Source organism: Nostoc sp. ATCC 53789 (genome assembly GCF_009873495.1).
Lineage (GTDB): Bacteria > Cyanobacteriota > Cyanobacteriia > Cyanobacteriales > Nostocaceae > Nostoc > Nostoc muscorum_A.
Genome location: NZ_CP046703.1, coordinates 731,083 through 757,104 on the forward strand (window position 1 = coordinate 731,083; position 26,022 = coordinate 757,104).

Here is a 26,022-nt window from a genome sequence, read left to right on the forward strand (position 1 = left end):
AATTATTGTGTAATTGTCTCACTTTCAACTTATATAAAGAATTTGAGTAACTTGTGAAGTTAAGCGAACTTAATAAATTCGCGTCCTTCTTGTGGTTCAAGGCTTACAATTCACAGTTAGCATTAGCGACACAGACCGAGCAAACAGCATTTCTATAATTGTGCGGCGGTATTTTTGCAGGCGATCGCTTCGCTATGCTACATATCTTCGCGTCAAGGGTCAAAAGTCAAGCTTTTTGGATTTTTGACTTTGGGCGATTTTGGCGAAAAAAATGATACTTGCGTAAGTCCTCATACCATTTCTTTGTGATGCTGCGCCAAACCTTTTTAACTTCTTTCTTTCTTTGTGTCCTTTGCGTTCTTCTCTAACGAGACGCTGCGCGTAGCCTGCTTCTCCGTAGGAGTATGCGGTTCGTTTCTCTTTCTTCTGTCTTGTACTTAAATATGGTTTAGCGCATCTTCATACAGGATTGGTATCAGAATTAGTTTTTAGCTTCTGGAATGCGCTGTGCTTTCAATTACATATAAAGAGTTTGAGGAACTTGTGAAGATCCATTGGTCATTTATTGTTTGTCATTGGTGAGTGTTTCAGGTATATTTATGTTTCTTAACAAGGAGTAAATAGATCATGTTCCGTCTGCTAAAAACATACCCCTTTCCTACGGAACGCTCCGTGAACGGGGAAATGAGGTACGTGCAGCGACTTATGTGGAGTATTATCTTTGTAATATTCTTCAGCCTGACTAGCAGCTTCATACTTCCTGCTGCTACTTGGGCTGCCACTTCTGGCTTGGGAGTTGACAATATCCATCTTGCTCCCTGTCCGCCTTCTCCGAACTGTGCTGTCAGTCAAGATGCTGATTCCAAACATAGCATTGACCCGATCGCCTACCATGTAGACCTCCAGACAGCACGAGCAACTTTACTCAAAGTTCTTAGTGTTGTTCCACGTACAGAGGTTATCCAACAGACAGATAATTACATCCATGCTCTTTCTAAGAGTCGGATATTCCAATTTGTGGATGATGTCGAGTTTTATTTCCCTGCTAATGAATCAGTAATTCATCTGCGTTCCGCATCACGTCTTGGAGACTCAGATTTTGGTGTAAACCGTAGGCGCTTGGAGCAAATTCGTCTAGCACTACGCGATTTAAAAATTTAATTTGTGTTTTCTACTAAGGACTTTAGTACTTGAAAGCCAAGAACTAAAGTTCTTATTATCAGCCATTAAGCATTTACGCATGTGTCATATTAAAAATTTTTAGTCTTTGCCTTTTTACCAATGTTCTTCAGTATTAAAGTCAAGATGGTACTTGGAACACTAGCCTAAAGCGATCGCAGAAATTTTCTTTCGGTCTACTGAAGTTGCTAGAGTAATAATGAACTTCGTTCCCTGACCAGAGGTTGACGAGCAGTTGATTTGTCCATTATGTTTATCGATAATAATTTGGTAGCTAATAGCTAATCCTAGCCCAGTTCCTTTTCCCACGGGCTTAGTTGTAAAAGATGGCTCAAAAACTCTCGCTTGCACTTCAGGAGGCATACCAAGAGCGTTATCTTCGATGCAAATTGTCACGGTTTGTTGCTCATGCTGGATTGATGTAGCGATCGTGATAGTGTGAGGGCTAGCAGCAGCTATCTCCTCAACTGAGCGGTTTTGATAGAGGTCATCAAATGCATCAATGGCATTGGCGATAATATTCATAAATACCTGATTCAGTTGTCCAGGATAGCAAGTGATTGGAGGTAACTCACCATATTGCTTAACAACCTCGATTACAGAGCGTTCTCCTTGGTCTTTGAGTCGATGTTTTAATAGCATTAAGGTACTATCAATTCCTTCGTGAATTTGAAACTCCACCATAGATGAGATATCAGATCGAGCAAAGGTTCTTAGAGAAAGGCTGATATCCTTCAGACGACCAATTCCCTGATCCATTGATCCCAGAATTTTTGGTAAATCTTCAACTAGATACTCTAAGTCAATTTCTTCAACGAGTTCTTCAATTTCTGGGTCTGGATGTGGTAGCTTTTGCTGTTGGAGATTCACCAAACGCAGGAGATCCTTGACATATTCCTCAATATGGGAGCAATTTCCACTAATAAAACCAATCGGATTATTAATCTCATGACCTATCCCTGCAATAAGTTGTCCAAGGGTGGACATTTTCTCACTCTGGATTAGTTGTAGTTGGGTGTTTTGTAACTGTTGGAGAGATTGGGTTAATTCTGCGGTGCGTTCTTGCACTCTTTGTTCGAGGGTACGGGTAAGATAGGAAATTTTCAAATGTAATTTTAATCGAGCAATGACTTCTTCTTGCTGGAAGGGTTTGGTAATATAATCAACTGCACCAATTTCTAGTCCTTTCACTTTGTCTGTGGCATCGGCCAAGGCAGTCATAAAAATGATCGGAATATTCTGAGTGATGGAATTGGCTTTCAACCTGCGGCAAGTTTCAAATCCATCAATACCCGGCATCATGACATCTAGGAGAATGAGATCGGGAGCAGAGTATTCTGTTTGTTCGATGGCGGATTCTCCATCGGTTGCCATGAGTGTTTTCCAACCACATCCCTGAATCGCTTCTGATAGCACTTTAAGATTGTTGGGATTGTCATCTACCAAAAGGATATGCATTGGTTTTAAGAGAGATTCGATCATCATTGACGTGACTCAGTGGTTACAAAAGATTTAAGGAATTTACGGATTTTTCCGGTTTGGAAGTTGGCAGTAAATTTGCTCAACTCATGTACGAAAGGAGTTAGCTGACTATCTTGCTTAGTTAACTCTTTTATGATTTCCTCAATTGCTGGAATATCTCCCATCATTGCCAGATGATAAAGTTGTTGCAAAACATCTGGTGATGGCAGAACCAATTCAGCATCAGCTTTCTGCTCAGACTGGTAAAATGACTTTTGAGGTATGGATTGATCGTAAATCCACTCCACTTTTAGCAGCGATTTCAGTGCATTAAATAGTTCATCAATTTGCAGAGGTTTCGGCAAGAATGCTGTGGCCCCTGCCTGAAAACTTCGTTGCCGATTTTCCTCGAAGACACTGGCACTAGAGACAATAATTGGAATAAAACGAGTTTGTGGATTTTCTTGTAAATGAACCATTAGCTCAAAGCCATCCATGTTAGGCATAGCTAAATCAAGGAGAATCACATCTGGGTGATGTTCAGTTACCATCTGTAGTGCATATTTGCCATCACTTGCTTCCAAGGTTCGACAGCCAATTTCTTGGAGCAAACTGATCAACATAGAACAGTGGTTAGTATCATCATCGACAATGAGAATTTGAGGTGCAGTACCCCTAATCCCAGTGATTTTTTGATGGGTTAGAGCTGCTGCTACGCTCGTCGTAGATATCGCTTCTATTTGCCAGTCATGGGAAACTGGTACTGGTACGATTAAATCTAGCCAAAAGAGACTACCTTCACCCAGATGACTCTGTACTTGAATTTGGCTGCCCATCAATGCCGCAATTCTTTGACTGATTGCTAATCCCAAGCCAGTACCTTCAGATTTCCGCCCTGCTTCACCTACTTGCTCAAAAGCCAAAAAGATTTTCTCTAATTGGTCTGGTGACATCCCAATACCTGTATCTTCAATCTGGAAGCGAATCTTCTGATGTGTCATTTGTCCATTGTCATTTGTCATTGGTTTCAACTCTTGATCAATGACCAATGACGAATGACTCATGACATCTACTTTAAAGGTGACGCTACCGGTGTCTGTGAATTTGATAGCATTACCTAGTAAGTTGATCAAAACTTGCCTTAGTCGCTTTTCATCCACTTCAATGGCAACTGGTAGGCGATCGCTGATTAAAATATTAAATGAAATCCCTTTCTGCTTTGCTCGGATACTGCAAATCTCGGTGACACCATGTAAAAAAGTGTGCAGATGTACATTAGTCGTAACCAATTCTAATTTACGAGCTTCAATTTTTGAAAGGTCGAGAATATCATTGATTAGCATCAGCAGGTGTGTCCCACATTGATAGATAATGCTGACACCTTCCAGATTTTTCTCTGTCATGTTTGGCGATACTTCTAGCACCTGAGCAAAACCAAGGATGCCATTAAGCGGTGTGCGTAGTTCGTGGCTCATATTTGCCAAAAACTCGCTCTTTGCTTCGTTAGCAGCATCAGCAGCTTGCTTGGCCTCAAGCAGTTCATGAGTTCGCTCTTCAACTTTGAACTCCAGAGTTTTGGAATAATCTAATAGTTGAGCATTGGCAATTTCTAGTTGCTGATTTGCTTCTTCTAAACGCCTCTGTTTATAGGCATTTGTTGTTGCAATTACACTGCTTATGAATGCGGCTAAAGCAGGTGTAACTGGAATCAGAATGCCATGTAAAAACATCCCATAGCCACCCCCCACAAACAGTCCACAGATGCCTATAGTTGCCCAGAGAATTTTGCCACCAGGAATCCGCATCCTGCGACTGGATAAGAACCAACTACCACTAGAGCCGATCGCAGACCAAAAAATAATCCAGAGCGACACAGCCCCGCCAGAAAAGCCGTACAGGTTTGTCTTCCCTGTTTTTGCCCCTTGCACCAGTTGATGGGCAATATTGGCATGGACAACAACCCCAGGCATGGTTTTTTGGGCAGAGATCCAGGAGGAACTGAAGGGTGTGTTGAAGAAGTCATTGGTACTAGCGGCGGCTGATCCAATAAACACCATACGATCGCGCATTAGGTTGGCTGGAATTTTCCCTGCTAAGACATCGCGCATGGAAACTGTCCGAAATGCCGCTTCTGAACCATGCCAATTGAGCAGAATTTGATAGCCGCCTAAATCAGCATCAGAGTAGCCTGCTTCTTGATTGTCTAGTGGTAGGTAAATTGCTTTACCCAACTGAAACTTTTGCTGCTTGGGGTCAATGCTTTCTAAGGTAATTTTTTCAGCTTCTAGGTACTTGAGGGCTACAAGAGTTGCTAGCCCAGCTTTGAGCGTGTTTTGCTCTTTGGCATCAACTGCCGTCAGGAGGGCGCGACGGACAAAGCGATCGCCATCCAACACTAAATCTGCTAACCCTACTTGATTAAGTTTTTTCAACTCTGGTGCTGGATTGACGCGCTCCCCGGTGATTTTCTCAACACCGATTAAATTAGGAGTGCTACGAAAGATTTTTACAAGTTCTTCATGTCCGCTTCCCTCTGGTAAATCTCGATAGAGATCCAGTCCGATGGCTCTGGGTTGCTGCGCCCGAATTTTTTCTAGTAATTTTGCTAATGCCCAATCTGGAATTGGCCATTTACGCACCGATTGAATATCGCGTTCATCGATTGTGACAACCACAATCTCATCCGCTATCGTCTCTTGCGTTGGCGTAGCCGGCCGTTGGCATCGCTGACGAACCCATTCATCACGAATTTTCCATTCAGGCAAATTGAAAAATCCCAACGATTGCCCGACAATGACAGTCAGGGCAACAGTGGGAGTAATAATCAAAACACTACGAGTATGTTGGATAAAGGTTTGGAATCTACGCCACATGGGGACTGGGGATTAGGGAGTAGTGAGTAGGGGGAGGGGGCAGGGAGCAGGGAGCAGGGGAGCAGGGGGAGAATTCGTAACTCCTAACTCTTCACTCCTCACGGGCTAAACCTTAGCTATCCGCTAACAGCACGGGCTAAACCTTAGCTATCCGCTAACAGCACGGGCTAAACGCCCCGCTATCGCTAACGGAACTGTTTTGCCCGATGCCCCATGCCTAAAATTACTTCGTAGATACTAATAAAGGAGCTGTGACAATCTCCTTCAAGCTAACTGAGGAGAGTAGTTCTTCCCATTGCTTGTTAAGAGTTACATTGCTCGGTTGAGTGCTATGTAGGGCTGCAAGTGTTTCTACGCAGTCATACCAAACGCCATGTTTACCAAAAGCCGCCGCTCGCTTCAGAGCATCTTTTTGCTCCATTGCTGTTGTCAGTTCAGCATTCGGCTTGATGCGCTGAATCCAACCATCGACATAAGGCGTATTTGGGCCGAGCTGTCCATCAAGTTTGACAGCTAGAAACCAATGGTAGTTTTTTCCAACTGCTAAAGCGGGTGCTTCTGCTGGTAATTTGACAGCAACTACCCCAGCTTTGAGAGCAACAGGAATGGTCATTTGATACTGTGTATTGCCAGCTTCATCCTTGAGGCTAAACACAGCTTCTTCTGCATTAGAAGCAGGAATATATACCAGAATTGTGGGACGTTCAGACACTGTTGTGCCATAGAAGCTTTGGGGTAGGAGTGCAATTAGGGCTGCTGGACCTGCTGCACCTACAGTTGAAGGATTTAAGTAGTAAGTACCAACCCGAGAAGCTCCTCCACTTGCCTGTTGAGGAGCGTTTTTCTCTGCGCTAGGTGTAAAGAGTTCGCCTCTAGAAGCTCCTCCGGTTGCTTGCCTGGGAGTGCCTTTACCAGCGTTAGGTGTAAAGAGGTCGCCTCTGGAAGCTCCTCCAGTTGCTTGTCTGGGAGCGCTTTTGCCGACACTGGGTGTAAACAGATTACCTCTAGAAGCTCCTCCAGTTGCTTGTCTAGGAGCGCTTTTGCCGGCACTGGGTGTAAAAAGACTACCACGGGAAGCTCCTCCAGTTGCTTGGCTGGGAGCGCTTTTGCTAGAAGCAGGGATAAAGAAATTACCACGGGAAGCTCCTCCGGTTGCTTGGTTGGGAGCGCCATTGTTGATTGGTGGGGTAAATGTAACAGCATTGGCACTATTCAATGTAGTACTGGTGAATAGAGCGATGACGCTTAATGTACTAGCTAAATATCGACGTTTCATGATGTAGCACCTCATTTGAGAAAATTAATACTAAATACATTGATTCTGATTGTGGGAAAAAGCTGGATAAATCTTTTTGGCTGAGAGTCAAAGGCTTCAATACCTACTAAAAATATAAACGAAACCTGACTTTTATACCGTAAAAGTTTGTACAAATTACTAAGTAATTTTACTAAGTAACTTTACTTAGTAAAAAAGAGATACAGAAATTAGAGCGAAGCTTGCGGTTTAAATCCCTCACTAAATCTTTTTCCTGCTACCTTCTTTACAGCCAGTTACCAACCAAAACAAAGGCAGACCAAAAGAAAGGATCGCGGAAATCAGTTTGACGGATTAAGTTGATTTGGGCTTGTCGCAGTGCTTCGGCTTTGGTAATTTTGGGCTGTCGCAATTGCTCATAGAAGCGCGTCATCAGCATCTCGGCTGCTTTATCTTTGACGGGCCAGAGAGTGGCAATGGTTGAGCGGGCACCAGATTTTACAGCCAAGCCTGCTAGTCCAAGAACGGCGCGATCGTCACCTGCTGCTGTATCGCAGGCACTCAGTACTAACAACTCAATTGCTTTTGATGATTCACCACCCCGATTTTTGAGAAGTTCTGACAATTCCTTAACGTTGACTTCTCCATCCCAAGTCAGTAGGAAGGTATCTTCAAGGCGGGAGCTAAACTGTCCGTGGGTTGCCAGATGGACAATATCGGCGCTACTAGATTTGACGCGACTGGCAAGGGCTTGACTAGTGAATTGCTGGTTGAGCAACATCGAAGATCGGACTGCCTTCGAGATTTGCTTAACTTCTAATTCTACAGCAGGCAAAGCACTGAAGCCATTACGAGGTTGGCTGATACCACCGACGATCGCATTAATGTGATTTGCTTGGAGCGATCGCGCACTCATCAATTGCATTCCCGGTGAGAGGGCAACAGCATACTTTTCGATCAGATATTGCTTCCCGTCATACAAAGCTGATATGGGAATATTACGTAATCGACCATCCAAAACAAATACTAGTGTTTGGGTATCTTTAAAAGCTTGATCCATTTCGGCAGGACGAATTAACCAACTATAAATTTCTTGGGACAAGCGATCGCGCTCTTTGGAGTTGGAGACAGGATTTAGGGCAACTAATAATTTTTCTAGAGTTTGTTCGATGTCGGCTTGAGATTTTTGTGTGACATAGTAACGCAACGGTTGTCCGGTTTTGGAAAGGATTACCGCTAGGCGATCTGGCAAGATAATCGGATAAACAACGGTTGCATTGGGGTCAATTTGGTCAATCTGCTGAGATATATCTAAGCAAGCTTCCCGGAAAAAGTTATCGAGTTCTGCAACTTGCAGTGCCTCAATCAAGTCACGAGCTTCCATTAGTTCTGCTTGACTGGGTTGCTGATCTAGGAGTAAACCTACAAGTTCTCGGTAAACAGGCTCCACACTTTCACGGAAGGAGAACTGAACATCGGGGTTGACTGAAACTAAATCTCCCCTGATTGACTTTAAAGCTTTGACTGCTTCAGTATAAGCAGTAATTGCTTCTGGGCGATCGCCCTGTTCTTTATACAACTGTCCCACCTGCCATGCAGATTGAGCAATGATATCCTCAGCTTGGAGTTGACGTGCAATGTTGAGGGATTTCTGAGTTAACTCCTGCGCTTGTGATAACTGCTGTGTACGACGATAAAGTTTTCCCCACTGATGCAGTGCATAAGCTTCTGCTTGAGCATCCTGGATCTGCTGTGCAGACTTGACTGTGACTGCCATGAGTTGCGCCAGGTCTTTCATCGGTATGATTTGGCTAGAATTTGACTGCCGATTCAGTGAGGCAACAAAATTAATAGCCGCGTAGAGAGAGGTATGACTCGGGGGCAGCTCTGTGAGTTGTTTTAGTAATTGAGGCGCGAGTGGGGTAGCCAATTCAGGCTTGTCATAGTCGAGGAAAAGTTTAAAATGCCCTAAACGTGCCTGTAAGCGATCGCCTGGATTTGTCGCTACCTGTTCTGCTTGTTCAAAGTAATCTAATGCCGCCTTTGGATCTTTTAAGTCTGCGGCGGTTTTTCCTAAGCTTAGTAGGATGGAACTCAACTGAGGTGTAGTTTCAATTTTACGAGCGATCGCTAAACTTTGCTCTAACACCTGTTGGCTCTTGCCAGAGTCGCCAATCATCAACAGAGCTAAACCAAGCGATCTTAGCCCACTAACTTTAATTTCCGAATCTGGCATTGCTCCTAGCTTTTGATTTAGCTCCTCCAACTGCTGTTTAGAACGGCGATAAAATCCCAAACTTTGTAAAGCTTGTGCCTGGTTAATTTGACTACCCAAGCTGCCCATTTTATCGCCTGCTAGATCATAATATTTTTGAGCTTGTTGCCAACTTTCGAGAGCAGTTTCGGCTTTGCCATTGTGCAATTGCAAATTTGCTTTGGTATTGAGTGCCTGTGCCCAGAGAATCGCATCAGCAGAGGGAATAGAGGTTTGTAAGAGTTTTAAGCTTTGCTCAATAGACTCTTCGGCTGCTTTCCATTGGTTAAGTTCTTGTTGTGCCAGTGAAAGGTAACTTAAGCTTAGAGCTTCGTTAAGGCGATCGCCTTGAGTATGGTAGCCTTGTGCTGCCGTTTGCCAAATCATTACGGCTTCTGCAAAGTGTCCTGAACGGTAGAGGTTTCGTCCCTGTTCTATCTGGTTAGTAGATGCTGGGGTATTCAGAGTAGATTTTGCTGATACTTGCACAGATGCTTTAACAGGAGTAATAGTAACTGCCAAACACAAGCTCAAAATACTCAGACCAATATATAGCCAACGACGTTCTTTGATTGGGAAAGCCATAAATAATTACTAATACCTTAAAGGATAGTCACACCACTTACTTAAATATTGCCCAACTGATCGTGCAATCTATCACTTCTAGCTTTCACGGAATGTTATTTGTTGAGCGATAGCATAAAACTTAAATACTGTACTGTATCATTCTGGACGGAAATCGCCGCGATCTTAAGCCCTAAAAAAGCCGTGCTGTAATAGCTAGCATAAATTCAGCGATCATGTCAATTAACTAGATAAGTAGGGGCGATTAATGCATTGCTCCTACTTTGCAATTTCTGTGTTTTTATCTGAGATCGAAATCTTCGACTAATCTTATTTTGCGATCGCTAGCAACGAGCTAGTAACCACGCTAATTCAACGACTCAGTAATCTGTTTAATCGTCACCCTTGCCTGCGGCATCTCCTACTTCCAAATAATCATGATGTGAGCATCCCTAATCTTCACTGCTCTAAATTGCATTCATTCTTACGACAGATATATTGTTATGTGATTATGTCTATTAGCATAGTCAGAATCTCAGCAGTTAGATGCTTGGAAAAATATTTCCCCACATGATTTAATAACATTAAGGATTTTACAACTCAATGTAATCCTATTCTCAATAGACCTTCCGATAGTTTCTGTAAGTTAATCATTTGTAACTAGGTAGCAGTTTTAAATAATGGAAAATACATTAATTGATAAAACCTTTCGTGATAGCGATGGCAAAATTGTTTTAGCTCAGATGCCAAACCTACCACTGATTGTTTGGATAGTAACCAGTTTACTCGCTCTAATTTTTACAAATGGTAAAATCAATACAGTTTTAGACGTGGTAGCAAATGGCTCTTTGTTTACTTGGGCGTGGCTAGAATTATTTCAAGGCGTTAATTATTTCCGTAGAGCGTTAGGTCTTGCTGTATTAATTGGGATTATTGCATTAAAAATTCAGTATTCATAACGAACTCAGCAATTTAAGATTTAGGACTTACGCAAAAATTGCCAAAAAGCTGAATTTCTCGCAGAGAAGAGAATAATTTGTAGAGTGTGCGTAAGTCCTAATCATTAAGCAAAATTATGGTTATTTAGTACGCTATCTCAGCTAAACTGTAACTTTTCCAAACATACAATAAAGCCGACGCTGGAAGAAGCATAAAAAAACTAGCCAGTTGGGAATCCCTAAAACTCATGGACAAATCAACTCTATCGGGTATCTTTACAAAATTGTCGAAATGGTGAACGCATTCTAAAGGTTTATCTAGAATGACAATTGCTCGAAATTGTTGCAATTATATTTAAAAGCCAGATTTTCCCCTCGAAAACCAATCTGCAACTGCTTAGGGCTGCTCTTTTTACACGCAACATAGTTTACACAACTTGTTCATCAGCATACTGACGCAGCTATAATCCCAGGTTTTGCAACTTGGCACTGTAGCTGCGTCGATATTTTATGTCAATCGACAATTAAACTTAACTAGAAAATGTAACCGTATTGTAACGGCGGCTTTAGTTGACGTTGCAAAACTTTACATCTAAAATGGAATCGGCAAAATCAGATAAGTATTTATTCTTATTTATCCTGATAATTTGAAATTCGATGAGTATATATTCCTGTCTATGCCAAAAATTTAATATTCTATAGTTAAAGAATATTTACAAAAGTATAGATTCCTTAATATAATCAAATCAAAAGCAAGAAGCCAAATTGATTGTCAGAAGTGATGAATGCTATTGAATTTCCGTGGCTAACAGCCATAATCCTCTTACCCTTGGTGGCTGCCTTAGCCATCCCCCTGATCCCAGACAAAGAAGGTAGAACTGTGCGGTGGTATGGTTTGGGAGTTGCGATCGCTGACTTTGCACTGATGATTTATGCCTTTTGGTATAAGTACGACTTTCAGAGTTCAAGACTCCAATTTGTAGAAAACTATCCTTGGATACCACAGTTAGGTTTGCATTGGGCTGTGGGGGTTGATGGTTTATCGATGCCCTTACTGCTTCTGACAGGCTTAATAAATACCCTCGCAATATTCGCGGCTTGGAAAGTTACCATCAAGCCGCGATTATTTTATGGTTTGATGTTAGCGATGTACAGCGCCCAGCTTGGCGTATTTGTCGCCCAGGATTTACTATTGTTTTTCCTAATGTGGGAAATCGAGTTAGTGCCGGTTTACCTGCTGATTTCCATTTGGGGAGGACAAAACCGCCGTTATGCGGCTACCAAATTCATTCTTTACACCGCCGCCGCATCAATATTTATCTTGATTGCCGGTTTTGCAATGGCATTCTCTGGAGATACCGTCACCTTCGATATGGCGACTCTGGGAATGAAAGAATACCCCAAAACCTTGGAATTGTTGGTTTATGCAGGTTTCTTAATTGCCTTCGGTGTAAAATTACCGATTTTCCCTTTACACACTTGGCTACCTGATGCCCACGGTGAAGCATCAGCACCCGGTTCGATGATTTTGGCTGGTGTGTTGTTAAAAATGGGTGGTTATGCTCTCATCCGCTTCAATGTGGAAATGTTGCCCAATGCCCATGTGACTTTTGCCCCAGTGCTGGCAATTTTGGGTGTAGTTAACATTGTCTACGGTGCTTGCTGTGCCTTCGCTCAAACCAATCTCAAACGGCGCTTGGCTTACTCTTCAATTGCCCACATGGGATTTGTGCTGATTGGGATTGCCTCCTACACAGAACTGGGTATCAGTGGTGCAGTATTACAGATGGTTTCCCACGGCTTGATTGCTGCTAGCTTGTTCTTCCTGTCTGGCGTAACTTACGATCGCACCCACACCTTGATGATGGATAAAATGGGTGGTATGGCCAAGGTAATGCCTAAAACCTTTGCTCTGTTTACCATTGGTTCAATGGCTTCTCTCGCCTTACCCGGAATGAGTGGTTTTGTGGGTGAGTTGATGGTATTTCTCGGTATCGCCACCAGTGATGTTTACAGTTCTAGCTTCAAAGTTGTAGTCGTGCTGCTGTCAGCCGTTGGCGTGATTTTGACACCAATTTATTTACTATCGATGTTGCGTCAAGTGTTCTACGGTGAGCAAAATGAAGAGTTGCACCTCGATGCTGTAATATCTGATGTCAAACCCCGCGAAATATTTATTACCGCTTGTTTGTTGCTGCCAATCATCGGTATCGGGTTTTATCCCAAATTGGCAACGCAGACTTATGATGTGAAGACAGTGGAATTAGCTGCTCATGCTCGTGAAGTTCTACCAGTTGTTGCTCATCAGCAACCATCAAGTCTGTACTCGCGGATTTTTACAGCACCAACATTGGCTACTTCTCAAGTTGAAAGTTCGATTAACATTTCTGAGTAAATTAACTTCCCATTAAGGGGACTGCAAGTAAATTCTAAATTATTAGGGCAATAAAGGGGTGGTTACATAACTACCCCTAAAATTTTGCCAAGATATATCCTATGACCATTAACTTACCTATAGCCACAGAAATTACACCAATGGTCTTGCAATTGCAACCTGCGATCGCACTAACTGACGATCAGTTTTATGAACTTTGTCAACTAAACCGTGATTTTCGCATCGAACGCAATGCTGTTGGAGAATTAGTGATTATGCCCCCTACTGGTTCCGAAACTGATGAACGCAACTTTAACTTAGTTGGGCAGTTGTGGGTATGGACAAAGCAAGATGGTACAGGTGTAGGGTTTGGTTCCAGTGGTGGGTTTACTTTGCCCAATGGTGCGGTGCGTAGGCTTAGCCCGTCGTAGACATCGCCAGATGCAGCGTGGATAAAACGCGATCGCTGGGAGGCGATACCACCAGAACTGCGAAAAAAATTCGCACCGATTTGTCCTGAGTTTATGATTGAATTGCGTTCTGAGACTGATAACTTACAAGTTTTGCAAGACAAGATGCAAGAGTATATTGATAATGGCACGCAACTTGGTTGGTTAATTGATAGAAAACGTAAGGATTCAGGTCTAAACGAGAGGAATTAAAGAAGGGGTCTGCACAGAAGAGTTAACCATCGCTTTGATAGCTTGGTCAAAAAACTCAATTACAGAGCGTCCTTGACGGCGACAAGTTTGTATAACAGTCAATAAATTAGCAGTATCTTGGAATCGCTTCATAGAACGAGAACCACCACTGACTTTTCGTTTTGTGACTGCTAAACGTAATGTTCGTTCTGCTAAATTATTATCAGGGGGTATGTCCGGGTGGTCTAAGAAATACCACCATTGATGAGCTTTATTACGTAAGGAGCGTAAAAGTTTACCAGCTTCTCCTCCAGCTTTATCAATCCATGAATGAATGGAAGATTCAACTTTTATTTTAAACTCGGATGCCCAACTCCAGAACTCATCAATGTTTTTAGTTTGTTGGAAGAGAGCATAGTTTTTAAAACCTTCATCTATCAGGCTGACAAATGCTGACCCAATCTCTTTGTTATTCAAGCCAGGAATTAAGATGAGTTTCTTGAAGTGACGGCGTAAATGCGCCTGACATTTCTGTTGGGCTTTCACCGGATAACCGTTATAAGCACTAAAGTCATCAGAACTGAGTACACCAGAGTAACTTGAACCCAAAATTGCCTCTAATTCGGCGCGAGAACGAGTATCAGCCGCATGAAATAAAGCGAAATCGGTATTGGCAAAAATCCATAACCATTCTTTTACCCCTTTGATTACCCAAGGTGTTTCATCCGAATGGATATTCGGCTGGGTTTGTTTTATCCACTCTTTAAGGTTGTCAATACTTTGAGCTACGGCACCATCTATTCGTTCATTTGTGGCTACTAAAGTCCCGACTCCAATTTCTATTTCACCCAGTTCCCACAACAATTCTTGTTGTTTCTCGTATGGTAAATGCCCGTAATTATTTATCCATCCCAAGAAAGCTTGCAGTCTGATTCCTATATCTTGTCCCGGTACTATTTCTGGCGACCAGTCTGCTGTTTGTTTTGACCCACACTCGCTGCAAATACAGGTATGTCTTTGATATTCTACGATTTCGATAGGTCTTTCTACCAACTGTGCTACTTGCTGGGTTTCTATTTTTATTGGTTCGTTACTGAATTCCTTTTGACCACAACAAAAACACACTTGCGGTCTTAATATCTCAAACCTATCTACTCTCCCAAAACCCTTTCTCGTTTTTCCCCGATGTCCTGGCTGTCCTCCTGGTTTCCGTTTTGGCGTTTCACTCTCCCCTGCTTCATCTTCAAGTTTTTTCTCGGTTTTTTTGAGGATGTCTGCCGACGGTGGTTTTGATGATGTTGTGCTGTCTAAGTCTCTACTAACTTTGAGTTTCTCTATTACAGATTCTAGTTCTATTACTCTGGATTTTAGCTGTTCTATAGCTTTTGCCTGCTCCATAAGCATCTCTACCAGTTGCTCTTTCTCCAACTGTTTTAGGGTTTCAGTGTCTAGTTTTAGTGGCAGGTTTTTTTCCATAATTGCTATATTCTGCTTCCCCTACCACACTTGTCAATACCCCAGCACCTGAATCCTTACTAGAAAACAACGCCAAGTTTTTATTTATCGTCCTAATATTGCGGTTGAGGAATTAGATAATCCTAGAACCCTTTGCGGTGAACCATTGCTACCTGGGTTTGTTTTGGATTTAAGTCAAGTTTGGTAGTAAAAAATTTCAAGACATGAGAGCTTGAAGCATAGATTATGGGCAAACTAACCTAGTGGTCAAATAGTCTCATATATCACTAGGAAAATACTATAATGCACGAACCCATCAATTACAAATCTATCAATCTTGATCAATCAAGAGATCAATCTGCTAATTACCACTCTAAAATACCCTTTCAGCATCAAATTGAGGCATTTGAAGCCCTGAGTAAAACATTTAAATTTGGCGGTGAAAAACCGGGTAGTGGAATTTTAGTACTTCCTACAGGTGCTGGCAAGACATTTACGGCTGTCAGATGGTTATCTGACCATGTAATCCCTAAAAATATTAAGATCCTTTGGTTAGCTCCTTCATTTTACCTGTTGGATCAAGCATCCGATACATTTGAAAAAGGTGCTAAGGATATTCCAGAGCCGAAGAAAACTTTAAATATTCGGTGTGTTTCTAGTAATCCTTCTCATGCCAAAGCCTCATCTATACAACTGACTGATGATATTGTCATCATGACGATACAAACAGCTATCAATAATTTACATCCTAATGGTGTAGACAAGTCTGGTAAAAGGTTTGAGACAGCTTTCAGAGAATTTATTGATAGTTGTAAAAAAACAGGGCTTTTTGTAGTAGTTGATGAAGCTCATCATTCACCAGCTTATGGTTGCAGAAACTTATTAATTGGTGAAACAGATTCTGCTTTAGGACTTCGAGGGTTATTTCCACAATTAAATCTGCTTGGTCTAACAGCTACACCGACTTATAATGATCAAGCTAGGAGAGGTTGGCTTTGGAAAATATTTGAGAATGGAATTATTTATGAAGCTAAAAAAGAAAGTTTAATATTACAAGGGGTTTTGGCTAGACCTAACTATATTGAAGTGGCAACTGGGAAAGAATTAGAAGTTGATGATAAATTATACGATCGGCTAGTTAAGCAACATCAAGACCTCCCAGAATCAATTATTGAAAAACTTGCAAGTGATAAACAGAGAAACAATTTTATAGTACAAACTTATGTATCTAATAAAGATGCTTATGGGAAAACGATTATCTTTGCCGATCGTTGGTTTCAATGCGTCTATATAAAAGAAAAGCTCCTCGAAAAGGGTATAAAAGTAGACGCAATTTATTCAAAGATAGATGCCGATCCCGGCTCTGCTGAAGCACGAAATAAACGTACTCAAAGTGATAATCAAAGGATTTTGGATGAATTTAAGAATGGTAAGCTTGATGTTTTAATCAATGTACGAATGTTAACAGAAGGAGCTGACGTTCCTAGCGTTCAAACTGTATTTATTACTCGTCAAACAACAAGCTCTATCTTGATGACTCAAATGATTGGTAGAGCATTACGGGGCGAAAGAGTAGGAGGTAGTGCTGAGGCGAATGTTGTTCTATTCTTCGATGACTGGAAACGTTTAGTTGATTGGGCTAACCCAAAAGATGGCGATACTATAGATAAACCAAAACTCTCTGTAAAAGGATATCATCCATTTGAATATATTTCTATTCGTCTAGTTGAGGAATTATCAAAGTCAATTGAGAGTGGCGGCGATTATCAAATAGTATTCTCAAAAATATGCCCTATTGGTTGGTATAAAACTGAAATTGTATATGCTGATGCTGACAATCAACATGAAACAATGGAATCATTTACTGAATTTGTCATGGTATATGAACATACAAAATCAAAATTTGATTCATTTATTCTCTTTATTCTTTCTAAAAACTTATTAGATGAATGGTCTAAAGAATATCTTGATGATAAATGGATGCAGTCTCAAGTACAACAATGGATAAGTGACGGGTTTGAACGCAAAACTGATAATATTGGTGGAAAGCTTGATTCAGATTTAATTAAGATTGTTCGTCACATTGCTCAAAATCAATCTGTACCTATATACCATCCATTTGAGGAAAGAGAACTGTATGACTTAGATAAAATTGCTTATAAAGTAATTGATTTCCCACCTCGTATAAAACATGAATATTTAGATAAAGAGTTTTCCAAATCCGAGACATTGTGGAAAGTTTTTTACAGAAGCTTGATTAGATTTGAAACAGTAGTTGACGCAGCGATTATAAACATTATTTATCAGCCTACACCTCAATCTACTTTAACTCTCATTAATCCATTAAAAACAGAAGATAGAGAATTAAGCGAAGCAGAAAAAGTTAAAGTTAAAGAAAGAGATGGTTATGCTTGCCTATGTTGTGGAGTCAATACCAAAAGTAAATTACAAATAGATCATATTAAACCATTTTCTATGGGTGGTGAAACTTCTCTAGAAAACTCACAAACCTTGTGTGTTATGTGCAATAGATGTAAAGGCAAGAATGAAATTGATTTTCGGTGTAATACAACAAAATTGAGTATTCCTAAAAATCTGGACTTATCATTTAGAACAGAAAGTCAAAATGCTATAAGGACTCTAACAAGAATAGTTAATTTATTTTACCATTGCAAAGCAGTTTATAAAGTTGATTGGGAGGCACGCACTTACGGGTACAACATATATTTATACCCTGGTAACAATCCTGAATGGTTACTTAAGCATAAAATGGAACTTCTCAAGTACATTCAACAAAGGCTTGGTCGTAATGCTTACAATGTTCAGGTTACTACAGCAAGATAAAAGCTAAATTCAGATTTAGCATTGATTCAATAACTTCCTATAAACTATTAAAAATCGGGACTGAGATTTATTTCTCAGTCCCGATAAAAAAGCGGGCTAACCGCTATTGATATGGTTAACCCGTGCAGCTTTGGGAACGCGCAGAGAAATTGTTATTGCAATACCAACTTCACATTGGCGTTTTGCAGACCGCGCTGTTTTACTTCAGCCAAAGTTTTGTTAACGGCATACTTTTGGTTGATTGAGTTGATCAACTCGGTTTGGTTGTGCTTCTTAGCAACGCCCCACAGGTCAGCGATTAGGTCAAAAGAACCATCGCTGTTGCGAGACCAGCCGAGGTCATATTCGCCATCTAACATAGCAACGATGTCAGAACGGACGCGCTGACCGTTATAACCACGGACATCAGCTTCAGTCTTTACGCTGATACCGAGGTCGCGCAAAGAAGCTTTGAGGATTTCGGCATCGGTGATCTTGGTACGCAGGGTGCTAAAGTGAGACATTTGGGTTTCCTCCAATGAGAAGATTGAGAAAAACGACAACGGTTTGTTTCGGGCGAAGCCGCTCTTAGCAGGATGCGGCTTTTTCTTATAACTGCTAGCATTGGGAGCTAGCCTTTCCCCCTGGGATGGCAGAGGAAAGCTTTTAAAACTCCATTCGCTGATATTCAGCTACGGAGGATGCTGCGGGGCGTGCGCGCTGTCTGGCCCAATCTCTCAGAGCCGTTACTTGTTCTTGCATCGTTCGAGACAGCGGCAATGTTGCCTTCAGTGCAGCAATAATATCTAATTGGGTGAACTCCCGATCTTGGGCAAAAGCTTCATACATTGCCGCAACGATCGCTTGCTCAACTTCTGCCCCAGAAAAGCCATCAGACATCTTAGCTAGTTGCTCAAGATCGAATCTAGAGATGTCTTCACGGCGCTTGGTCAGATGAATATTAAAAATGTGTTGCCGTTCTTCCGGTGTTGGCAGATCGACAAAGAATATTTCATCAAAGCGTCCTTTCCTCAAGAACTCCCCAGGTAAGCGTTCTACTCTGTTGGCAGTTGCCATGACAAACACTGGTGACTTCTTATCTTGCATCCATGTGAGGAAAGAGCCGAAGATTCTGCTTGATGTTCCCCCATCGGAATCAGAAGAACCTCCACTACCAGCAAAGGATTTATCCAATTCGTCGATAAACAAAATCGCTGGGGAAATAGATTCTGCTGTTTTCAAGGCGTTCCGCAAGTTTGCTTCACTTCGTCCCACCATTGAGCCGTCGTAGACTCGCCCCATATCCAACCGCAACAGTGGTAAACCCCACAGCCGGGAGGTAGTTTTAGCAATCAATGACTTACCGCAACCGGGAACTCCGAGAATTAACATCCCTTTTGGTTGAGGCAAACCATACTCTCTTGCTCTTTCTGTAAAAGCATTAGAGCGTTGCTTGAGCCATCTTTTTAACTCTTCTAAGCCACCTACAGCATCAATGGTTTCATCTTCTTCAATGTATTCTAAGATTCCATTGCGCCGAATTAGTTGCTTTTTCTCAGATAAAACGATATCTACTTCATCTTCCGTCAAACGCCCTGTAGTTACCTGCGCCTTTCGGTAGACTTTCTCAGCTTCATCTTTAGTTAAACCTAAAGCTGCTCTGAGAAGCTTTTCTCTAGCCTCTGTTGTCAACCGCCGACCACGATTTTGGTCTACGTGCTGAGTCAGTACTTTATTTAACTCCGCCATATCTGGCAGTGTAAAATCGATAACAACAACTTCTTTTTCCAACTCTATTGGAACTTGTTGCATTGGAGACATCAAAATGATGTTCTTTTGCGTACCTTTAAAGCTAGCGATCGCATCACGTAACGATCTGTTTGTTGCAGGCGCATCAATAAAGGGGTGTAAATCTTTAAGAATAAATATACTCGGTTCTTTCTGCCGGATTATCCACTCAATCGCCGCCTCTGGAGAAACGGTATTATGTTGAGTGACATTCCGGGGCTGACCATACTCCACAATCCCGTGTGTTACTGTCCAAACAAATACTCGGCGCTGGGGCTTTAACAACTGGGCGATTGTGGAAACTGCTTGCTCGGCCCGCTCTTCCTCGGAGGTCACAAGGTAGATTAAAGGGTATTGAGCTTGAATTAGGATATTGAGCTCTTCTTTCATACTTCGACCTACTTGAGACCTTATAGAGACAGTAGAGACATTGCTTCTGGTAAAGACAACCGAATCATGAATGAATAATCCATAATTCCTATCTATCTAGCAAGGAACTAACTCTTCCTCACCCTTGGGGTTGGTTTCATCTCCATCCATCTCATCAATGGAAAGATGTTCTTGACCGACTACTCCTGGTTGATTGCCCAAAGTAACCAGTTCCCCATCACGTAAGACTAGTGAGCTATCACAAGTTGGGCATGAATAAACTCTATGAGTCCGCCCAAAAGAAGAATCTTCTAATTCGTCAACCAATTCTTGATTAGATAGGTAAAAACCAAGGGCGCGTTCGGCAAGTTCTGACATTGGTTCGGAATCGACTGCTGAACGAATCTTCAGTTTTCTGTGCAACTCTGGCGATAAATACAAAGTGACCTTTTGCTTAGTTTGCGTTTGCATATAACTCTTTAACGGTCTTACCCGGGTATGTATATCAACTTATCGGTTCTTCTATTGGTTGTCAAGACAGCAAAACGTTTTGACGCTACTTTTGTTACATTTGTTTACACGAGAAGCTGAAATGCTGTTTATTGAGTGATAAATCCCTCACGACAAACCTCTTCGAAGTTAATCAGGGCTTAGGATTCAAATCCTGAAACCTCAATGGCAATTAGCGATCGCTAATTAATGATTCCCTAACTTGGCTTACTTTTTAACTATTTGAAGTGTAAGCGGATTAAAGTTGAACACCTTTCCGGTTGTAAACAACTGATATCCACAGGAGATGCCAGCGAATGACACTAGCAGAGAAAAAAGTGACACTGAACCGATTACAACACCACTGGCGATGAATAGAGCAATTCCGATCCCAATCAAAACCCATCCTAGCTTCCGATTATCGCGCCCACCCAAATTTAGAGCTACTACACCTCCCATACACAGCAAAATTCCAGGTGTGCTGCGTAAGTAGACGCTCACATAAATACTTGTACTTAAAAATATAATGCCTGCGAGGATTAGCCCTAAGCCAATAAGCTTACTAGCAAAGATTACTTGTTCCTCTTCTTTACTTGTGGTAGGCGCTGTAATTTTCGTTGGCGCGGAATTTGGTGTAGGATTTTTCGCGGTAGATGCAGAGTGTTGCTGCACCCTAAACATAAAAGTTATTTTGTCTCCCTGCCCAAGGGAAACTCTGTCTCCTGGATGCAGTGGACAAAAAACTTGAGGTTGAAGTTTCGCACCGTTAATGTATGTACCATTAGAACTGCCCAAATCGGTAATATGGTATTCGTCCCCATTCTTCCAAATTTGTGCGTGGATGCGAGATGACACATCCGAATCTGGTAAGCCAGAGATATCAATATCTGGAGGTTTTTGGTCGTTTGGCTTACCAATGGAAATTACAGAAAGATTTGGTGGAAATTGTAAAGATGTGTTGGTTTGGAAGTGAAAAAGCTCCAAAGTTAGCTCGGCTGTCTGAGATGCGCTGTACATAAAATGTGTGATAAAGCACTCTTTATAAGCTTCTCTACTGAGGAGTCAAAAGAGAATGGTAAATATCCTGAAAGAATATTTAATTTTTAACGAGCGCTCTTTCAGTGCAAGGTATTGATCTGAGTTTCTGGTATTTCTATAAAATCAGTGACTTTGGCAAAATGTGTAATGTAAATGGCTACTGCTAATAAAACCTGTAGTTTGGGGCGAAGAATTTATCGGTTTACCGCCAGCGTTAGCGGGATTATTGCTCTGTTAGTAATTCTTTGGGGTTGTACTGCAAATGATTTTAACGCTGGAGCGATCGCATGGAAAACTTATAGCAACTCTCGTTATGGCTTTGAATTTCCATATCCGAGTAACTGGACTTCTTCAGCAGGCCCAGCAAATGGTGATGGAATTGCCTTTATTTCGCCCCAAAACAAAACGGTGGAAATTCGAGGGTGGGCAAGTCAGCAGTTACTGAATTCGATTGTTACAGAGCAAGAGCCAGTGAAAAAGATCAAACCCAACTTTCAAACCGCCCAAGGAGTATCTGGGGTACTAGTTGTAGAAGTTGATCAAGGAGTAGGTTCTATGACACTGACACTAACTCAGGATCAAGTGAAATACTGTTGGCAGGGACGAAGCAAAAGCCAAGAATTTCAAGATTACTATCGTTTGTTTTATTACATTGCCCAGCAGTATCGAATTTCAAAGTCTTGAGTTAGGACTGGAGTTTCTTTAGCGATGCCAAACTTAAAACCTTTAAATTGATGATATTTATCCACCTCTGACTTTTTCTTGCGATAATTCCCAAGGGGGACGCGCTCTCCACTGGTTAGTCAAAGGGGGATAGATGACACTCAAGCGGTTGGTTTTAATTTTTGTGCTAACGCCGATAGCAGTTCTGTTGGCAGTTTCGGCTTTATTCGGTAGTTGGCAAGAACCCCAGTTCCAAAGTCGCCTGGAACTGTACCAAACCAATATTGCTTTGCAGGCCCAAGCTTGGCAATCAGAAGATAGCGGTGATGACAATCTTCAAGGGATTCGGGAAGCGATACTTGGTGAGCAACCTCTAGAAAGCGCCACAAAGCAATATCAGGAGGCACGTCAGTCAGTTCAAGCGAATTTGGACAAAGTTAACAATAAGCTTGCACAATTACGCTCTCAATCTGAAATTACTCCCATACCTCCTAAACCTCTACCTGAAGTTCCTCCGACTACTAAAACCTCTAAACAAGGAAAGCAACAGTTACAGCAGTCGCTAAAGCAATTACAAAAATTAGTGGCTGAATTAGACTTGCGCCTGGGAATTTTACAAGCACAGCAAGGACAGACGGATACAGCCCTGAAAACTTGGAGCGAATTACAACAACGCTCAGATGTCAATCCAGAGTTTGGAGAAACCGCAGATGTATTGAGTGGACTGTGGAGCAATCCTCCCCGTCTGCTCCAAAATGCTCAAGAACGGATTCAAAAGAATCTAGAAGGTTGGTTTCGCTCTACTGCTTTGGTTCAGCTATACCAACTCCAACAACGACAAGATGCTTTATTAGCAGTAAAAGCTGCACAAAAAGAAACTGCTGCTCAAGCGGTGTTGAAATTAGCGGTTATTGGTACTATTCCTACCTTAGCGGCTTTAATTGGTCTAATATTGCTGATTTTATTATTTGCTCAACGCTTGTTGAAAGGAAAAGCCTCGTTACTAGCTCAAAATGCTGATATTCCTTGGTCAACGCCTTGGGATGGTGAAACGGTTTTGCAGGTTTTTATTGTAGGCTTTTTCTTTATGGGGCAAATTTTTGTGCCCTTGGTGATATCGGTTCTACCCATCCCGCGCCCTATTGCTGATGTGCGACTTCAGGCTTTTTCTGTTTTGGTTAGTTACCTATTGGTAGCATTAGGTGCGTTGTTAGTGCTGTATTTCTCTCTCAAGCCATTTTTTCCGTTACCGGAATTTTGGTTCCGCTTCCGTTTTCAAGATAACTGGTTTCTGTGGGGACTGGGCGGCTATTGTACGGCTTTGCCTATAGTTGTGATGGTATCTTTAATCAATCAACAGCTATGGCAAGGACAGGGTGGTAGTAACCCCCTGCTGCAACTAGCGCTGGAAAGCCAAAATGGGGTAGCACTTGGTATATTTTTCTTTACAGCAGCGATCGCAGCTCCATTCTTTGAAGAAATTCTGTTTCGCGGCTTTTTGTTACCTTCTCTAACGCGTTACTTACCCGTGTGGGGATCGATTATAATCAGTAGTTTGTTGTTTGCGATCGCTCACCTCAGCTTGTCGGAAATTCTGCCCCTCACTGCATTGGGGATCGTTTTAGGGGTAGTTTACACGCGATCGCGCAACCTCCTTGCTCCTATGCTCCTACACAGCCTTTGGAATAGTGGTACATTATTAAGCCTGTTTATTTTAGGTAGTAATTAATACTTAAATTGCACTGTTGCTAAAAATGTAAATATCTGATTTTATCTGCTTATGTAAGAACAATTTACTGGTTATAATTGGTTACAAGCATAAATACTAGCTGAAAAGCCAATTCAAATAATGCTGTTAACATAGACAACAAAATATCTAGTTAAGCATTTATTCTTATCCGGGTGATTTTAGCCAATAACTGAATCTTGTCATTGGTGCAATGGCGTTTCACTACCAGTGGAAGCGCTCATAAAAAAACCCGGAAATAATACTGATGTACTTGTAAAAAGTGGTATAGCAGTTTTTGATGATTATTGAGATTTATTTTTCTCAAGACCAAATGTCTGACTTGAAAATGTGCAAAACTTCTGCAACAGAGTTTGCAGTCATCCAATCCACCAAAATTTATTAAGGAGCGCCAGATTTTCAAGCTATGCCGCAAGACATTTTAGCGTCTCCTCTAGAACAGAAGCACGCTGATTTTAGTCATTTTGGGGCCTACTTGTACTGAAAAAATTAAAAATCTATTTATTAAGCAAGTAAATCTATTTGCTTTGATTACAATAAAGACTTTATTTTTATATCTCACTTACTTATCAAGGAGCAGCATTTAATATGTCAAATCTCAACCCCAGTCACCCTACCAAACAACTTCTAGCTGGTTACTGTGGCATTATCCTTGGAGGATTTGGGGTTCATAAATTTATTCTAGGATACGCTCCAGAAGGCTTTATCATGTTGGTAGTTTCTGTAGTAGCGGGTTCTTTCACCTACGGTATTGCCTTGTTAATTATGCAACTCGTAGGTTTAATAGAAGGCATGATCTATTTGAATAAGTCCCCTGAAGAATTTGTAAATACCTACTTTGTGAATAAGCAGGGCTGGTTCTAAAAACTTAGATTTCCCATTTGGGTTGCTCTGTAAAGTTATATATCTTGAGTGTATCTTTAGAATAAGTTAGTGCTGACGCAAAACTACAACTTTTAGGGGCAATACCCTGTGGGAAAAGTTTTGCATCTACATGAAAACAAGGGTTTCGGCTAGTATTTGCGTAAGTTCTATAAGTTTGTTAATACTGGATTTCCGAATTTGTTTCCAGTAACACTTAGTGCTTATTTGTCTCCTGAACTAGATTAAATCTGACAATTTATTACTAATGAGAGATATGTAGATGCTAAGTAAGAATAATTACATTAACATTGGGGATGTCATTTATAGCTGAGGAGTATTCTCATAGTGTCTAATGTCAACCCCAGTGATGCTAGCAGCAAAAAAATTGCTGCTGGTATTTGCGCTATCTTGTTAGGAGCTTTAGGTATTCACAAATTTATTCTTGGTTACACTACTCAAGGTCTAATCATGCTGCTCGTTACGATACTCACATTTGGTTTGGGTGGAGCAGTGATGGGGATTGTCGGTTTGGTTGAAGGTATCATTTACTTAACCAAGACTGATGAAGAATTCCTCAATACTTACATTGTCGAAAAGAAAGGCTGGTTTTAACTCCCTCCATCTAAAATTGTTTTTGCCGTTTGAATTATCTCCTTATCCTTTGTCATACGAAGGGAAATTAGTTCGGTGGGGTTTACTAGGATTCTCCTGTACACCCCTACTTGCTACTTATTTTTATCACCAAGGTTATAGAGTAGGATTCTTAGTTTGTCCTATCCAGCATTTAACTGGAATTCCATGTCCCACTTGTGGGATGACTCGCTCCTTTATGGCTATTTCCCAAGGCAATTTGGTTGCAGCACTGGCAGAAAATTTATCAACTCTCCCTTGGGTAAACTTCTTTCTTGAGTAACTATTCATGAAAGCTATTGTGTATTCTGTGCAGATTTCTAGGTATAACTAGAGCTTTTTGTTAAAAAATTATGAATCCTACTGCTATGCTAACCATCAAACGTAAACAGCTGATCTGGATACTCTTCTTGTTGTTGGGCTTTGGCTATTTCAGCGCCATGTCTAATTTGGAAATTCACAATTTTTGGAAAAGCCTGATTGTCCTGATGCCAATGCAGGTTACAGCTATCATTTATGTGACTTATCTACGCTGGAGTCGTCAGTGACCCTTAGCGAAGTACGATAAATTAAGAAATTTAATAGGGTTGACATACAGTCGTAGTTCCATATTTAGC

19 protein-coding genes and 3 pseudogenes are annotated in these 26,022 nt (G+C 41.4%); 12 read left to right on the forward strand and 10 right to left on the reverse strand.

Annotated elements, in window-relative coordinates; genetic code table 11:
- Positions 1-106: 106 nt before the first annotated feature.
- Positions 107-189 (reverse strand): annotated as a pseudogene (locus tag GJB62_RS38155) (bidirectional hydrogenase complex protein HoxU); the annotation flags it as partial.
- Between the two features lie 516 nt (positions 190-705).
- On the opposite strand from GJB62_RS38155, the gene GJB62_RS02755 reads away from it, so the two are divergent.
- Positions 706-1,161 (forward strand): DUF1499 domain-containing protein, encoded by a 456-nt coding sequence (locus GJB62_RS02755; protein WP_228038297.1) that lies wholly within the window; start codon positions 706-708, stop codon positions 1,159-1,161.
- Positions 1,162-1,320: 159 nt separating this feature from the next.
- Here the strand turns inward: GJB62_RS02755 and GJB62_RS02760 are convergent, their stop codons facing one another.
- The 4 genes from GJB62_RS02760 to GJB62_RS02775 form a co-directional block, all read right to left on the reverse strand.
- Positions 1,321-2,664: a response regulator gene (locus GJB62_RS02760; protein WP_114086007.1), complete on the reverse strand. Its 1,344-nt coding sequence runs from the start codon at positions 2,662-2,664 to the stop codon at positions 1,321-1,323.
- Positions 2,661-5,513 carry a CHASE2 domain-containing protein gene (locus GJB62_RS02765; RefSeq protein WP_114086006.1) on the reverse strand — a complete coding sequence of 951 codons (2,853 nt, stop codon included), beginning with the start codon at positions 5,511-5,513 and terminating at the stop codon, positions 2,661-2,663. Before GJB62_RS02765 ends, GJB62_RS02760 begins: the two co-directional genes overlap by 4 nt.
- 223 nt (positions 5,514-5,736) lie before the next feature.
- Positions 5,737-6,789 (reverse strand): DUF928 domain-containing protein, encoded by a 1,053-nt coding sequence (locus tag GJB62_RS02770; RefSeq protein ID WP_114086005.1) that lies wholly within the window; start codon positions 6,787-6,789, stop codon positions 5,737-5,739.
- Between the two features lie 265 nt (positions 6,790-7,054).
- Positions 7,055-9,607: a CHAT domain-containing protein gene (locus GJB62_RS02775; RefSeq protein WP_114086004.1), complete on the reverse strand. Its 2,553-nt coding sequence runs from the start codon at positions 9,605-9,607 to the stop codon at positions 7,055-7,057.
- Between the two features lie 659 nt (positions 9,608-10,266).
- On the opposite strand from GJB62_RS02775, the gene GJB62_RS02780 reads away from it, so the two are divergent.
- The 3 genes and pseudogenes from GJB62_RS02780 to GJB62_RS02790 form a co-directional block, all read left to right on the forward strand.
- A complete protein-coding gene (locus GJB62_RS02780; RefSeq protein ID WP_114086003.1) occupies positions 10,267-10,545 on the forward strand; it encodes a hypothetical protein in 279 nt (92 codons plus the stop codon).
- A gap of 760 nt (positions 10,546-11,305) precedes the next feature.
- The gene (locus tag GJB62_RS02785) at positions 11,306-12,919 is read left to right on the forward strand and encodes an NAD(P)H-quinone oxidoreductase subunit 4 (protein WP_114086002.1); all 1,614 of its coding nucleotides are present in this window, start codon (positions 11,306-11,308) and stop codon (positions 12,917-12,919) included.
- Positions 12,920-13,020: 101 nt separating this feature from the next.
- A pseudogene (locus tag GJB62_RS02790) lies at positions 13,021-13,533 on the forward strand (Uma2 family endonuclease); the annotation flags it as partial.
- Positions 13,534-13,542: 9 nt separating this feature from the next.
- On the opposite strand, the gene GJB62_RS02795 reads toward GJB62_RS02790, so the two are convergent.
- On the reverse strand, positions 13,543-15,015 hold the full coding sequence (locus GJB62_RS02795) for an IS66 family transposase (protein ID WP_159402428.1): 1,473 nt from the start codon (positions 15,013-15,015) through the stop codon (positions 13,543-13,545).
- A 52-nt stretch (positions 15,016-15,067) separates the two neighbouring features.
- Between GJB62_RS02795 and GJB62_RS37340 the strand changes: the two are divergent.
- A pseudogene (locus tag GJB62_RS37340) lies at positions 15,068-15,202 on the forward strand (Uma2 family endonuclease); the annotation flags it as partial.
- 95 nt (positions 15,203-15,297) lie between these two features.
- Positions 15,298-17,838: a DEAD/DEAH box helicase family protein gene (locus GJB62_RS02800; RefSeq protein WP_209271472.1), complete on the forward strand. Its 2,541-nt coding sequence runs from the start codon at positions 15,298-15,300 to the stop codon at positions 17,836-17,838.
- Between the two features lie 152 nt (positions 17,839-17,990).
- On the opposite strand, the gene GJB62_RS02805 is transcribed toward GJB62_RS02800, so the two are convergent.
- The 4 genes from GJB62_RS02805 to GJB62_RS02820 all read right to left on the reverse strand — a co-directional run bounded on the left by GJB62_RS02805 (position 17,991) and on the right by GJB62_RS02820 (position 21,480).
- Positions 17,991-18,341: a DUF1257 domain-containing protein gene (locus tag GJB62_RS02805; RefSeq protein WP_012407317.1), complete on the reverse strand. Its 351-nt coding sequence runs from the start codon at positions 18,339-18,341 to the stop codon at positions 17,991-17,993.
- A gap of 142 nt (positions 18,342-18,483) precedes the next feature.
- Entirely contained in the window at positions 18,484-19,995 is a 1,512-nt protein-coding gene (locus tag GJB62_RS02810; protein ID WP_012407316.1) for an AAA family ATPase, read from the reverse strand.
- A 96-nt stretch (positions 19,996-20,091) separates the two neighbouring features.
- The gene (locus tag GJB62_RS02815) at positions 20,092-20,445 is read right to left on the reverse strand and encodes a hypothetical protein (RefSeq protein ID WP_114084759.1); all 354 of its coding nucleotides are present in this window, start codon (positions 20,443-20,445) and stop codon (positions 20,092-20,094) included.
- 246 nt (positions 20,446-20,691) lie between these two features.
- The gene (locus tag GJB62_RS02820; protein ID WP_114084758.1) at positions 20,692-21,480 is read right to left on the reverse strand and encodes an FHA domain-containing protein; all 789 of its coding nucleotides are present in this window, start codon (positions 21,478-21,480) and stop codon (positions 20,692-20,694) included.
- A 174-nt stretch (positions 21,481-21,654) separates the two neighbouring features.
- Between GJB62_RS02820 and GJB62_RS02825 the strand changes: the two genes are divergently transcribed.
- From GJB62_RS02825 to GJB62_RS02850, 6 genes are all read left to right on the forward strand, one after another.
- On the forward strand, positions 21,655-22,185 hold the full coding sequence (locus GJB62_RS02825) for a hypothetical protein (RefSeq protein WP_114084757.1): 531 nt from the start codon (positions 21,655-21,657) through the stop codon (positions 22,183-22,185).
- A gap of 133 nt (positions 22,186-22,318) precedes the next feature.
- The gene (locus GJB62_RS02830) at positions 22,319-23,893 is read left to right on the forward strand and encodes a type II CAAX endopeptidase family protein (protein ID WP_114084756.1); all 1,575 of its coding nucleotides are present in this window, start codon (positions 22,319-22,321) and stop codon (positions 23,891-23,893) included.
- A gap of 606 nt (positions 23,894-24,499) precedes the next feature.
- On the forward strand, positions 24,500-24,775 hold the full coding sequence (locus tag GJB62_RS02835) for an NINE protein (RefSeq protein ID WP_114084755.1): 276 nt from the start codon (positions 24,500-24,502) through the stop codon (positions 24,773-24,775).
- Positions 24,776-25,120: 345 nt separating this feature from the next.
- Positions 25,121-25,387 carry a TM2 domain-containing protein gene (locus tag GJB62_RS02840; protein ID WP_114084754.1) on the forward strand — a complete coding sequence of 89 codons (267 nt, stop codon included), beginning with the start codon at positions 25,121-25,123 and terminating at the stop codon, positions 25,385-25,387.
- 22 nt (positions 25,388-25,409) lie between these two features.
- On the forward strand, positions 25,410-25,688 hold the full coding sequence (locus GJB62_RS02845) for a DUF2752 domain-containing protein (RefSeq protein WP_242060604.1): 279 nt from the start codon (positions 25,410-25,412) through the stop codon (positions 25,686-25,688).
- A gap of 70 nt (positions 25,689-25,758) precedes the next feature.
- Positions 25,759-25,953 carry a hypothetical protein gene (locus GJB62_RS02850; RefSeq protein ID WP_242060603.1) on the forward strand — a complete coding sequence of 65 codons (195 nt, stop codon included), beginning with the start codon at positions 25,759-25,761 and terminating at the stop codon, positions 25,951-25,953.
- Positions 25,954-26,022 lie beyond the last annotated feature (69 nt).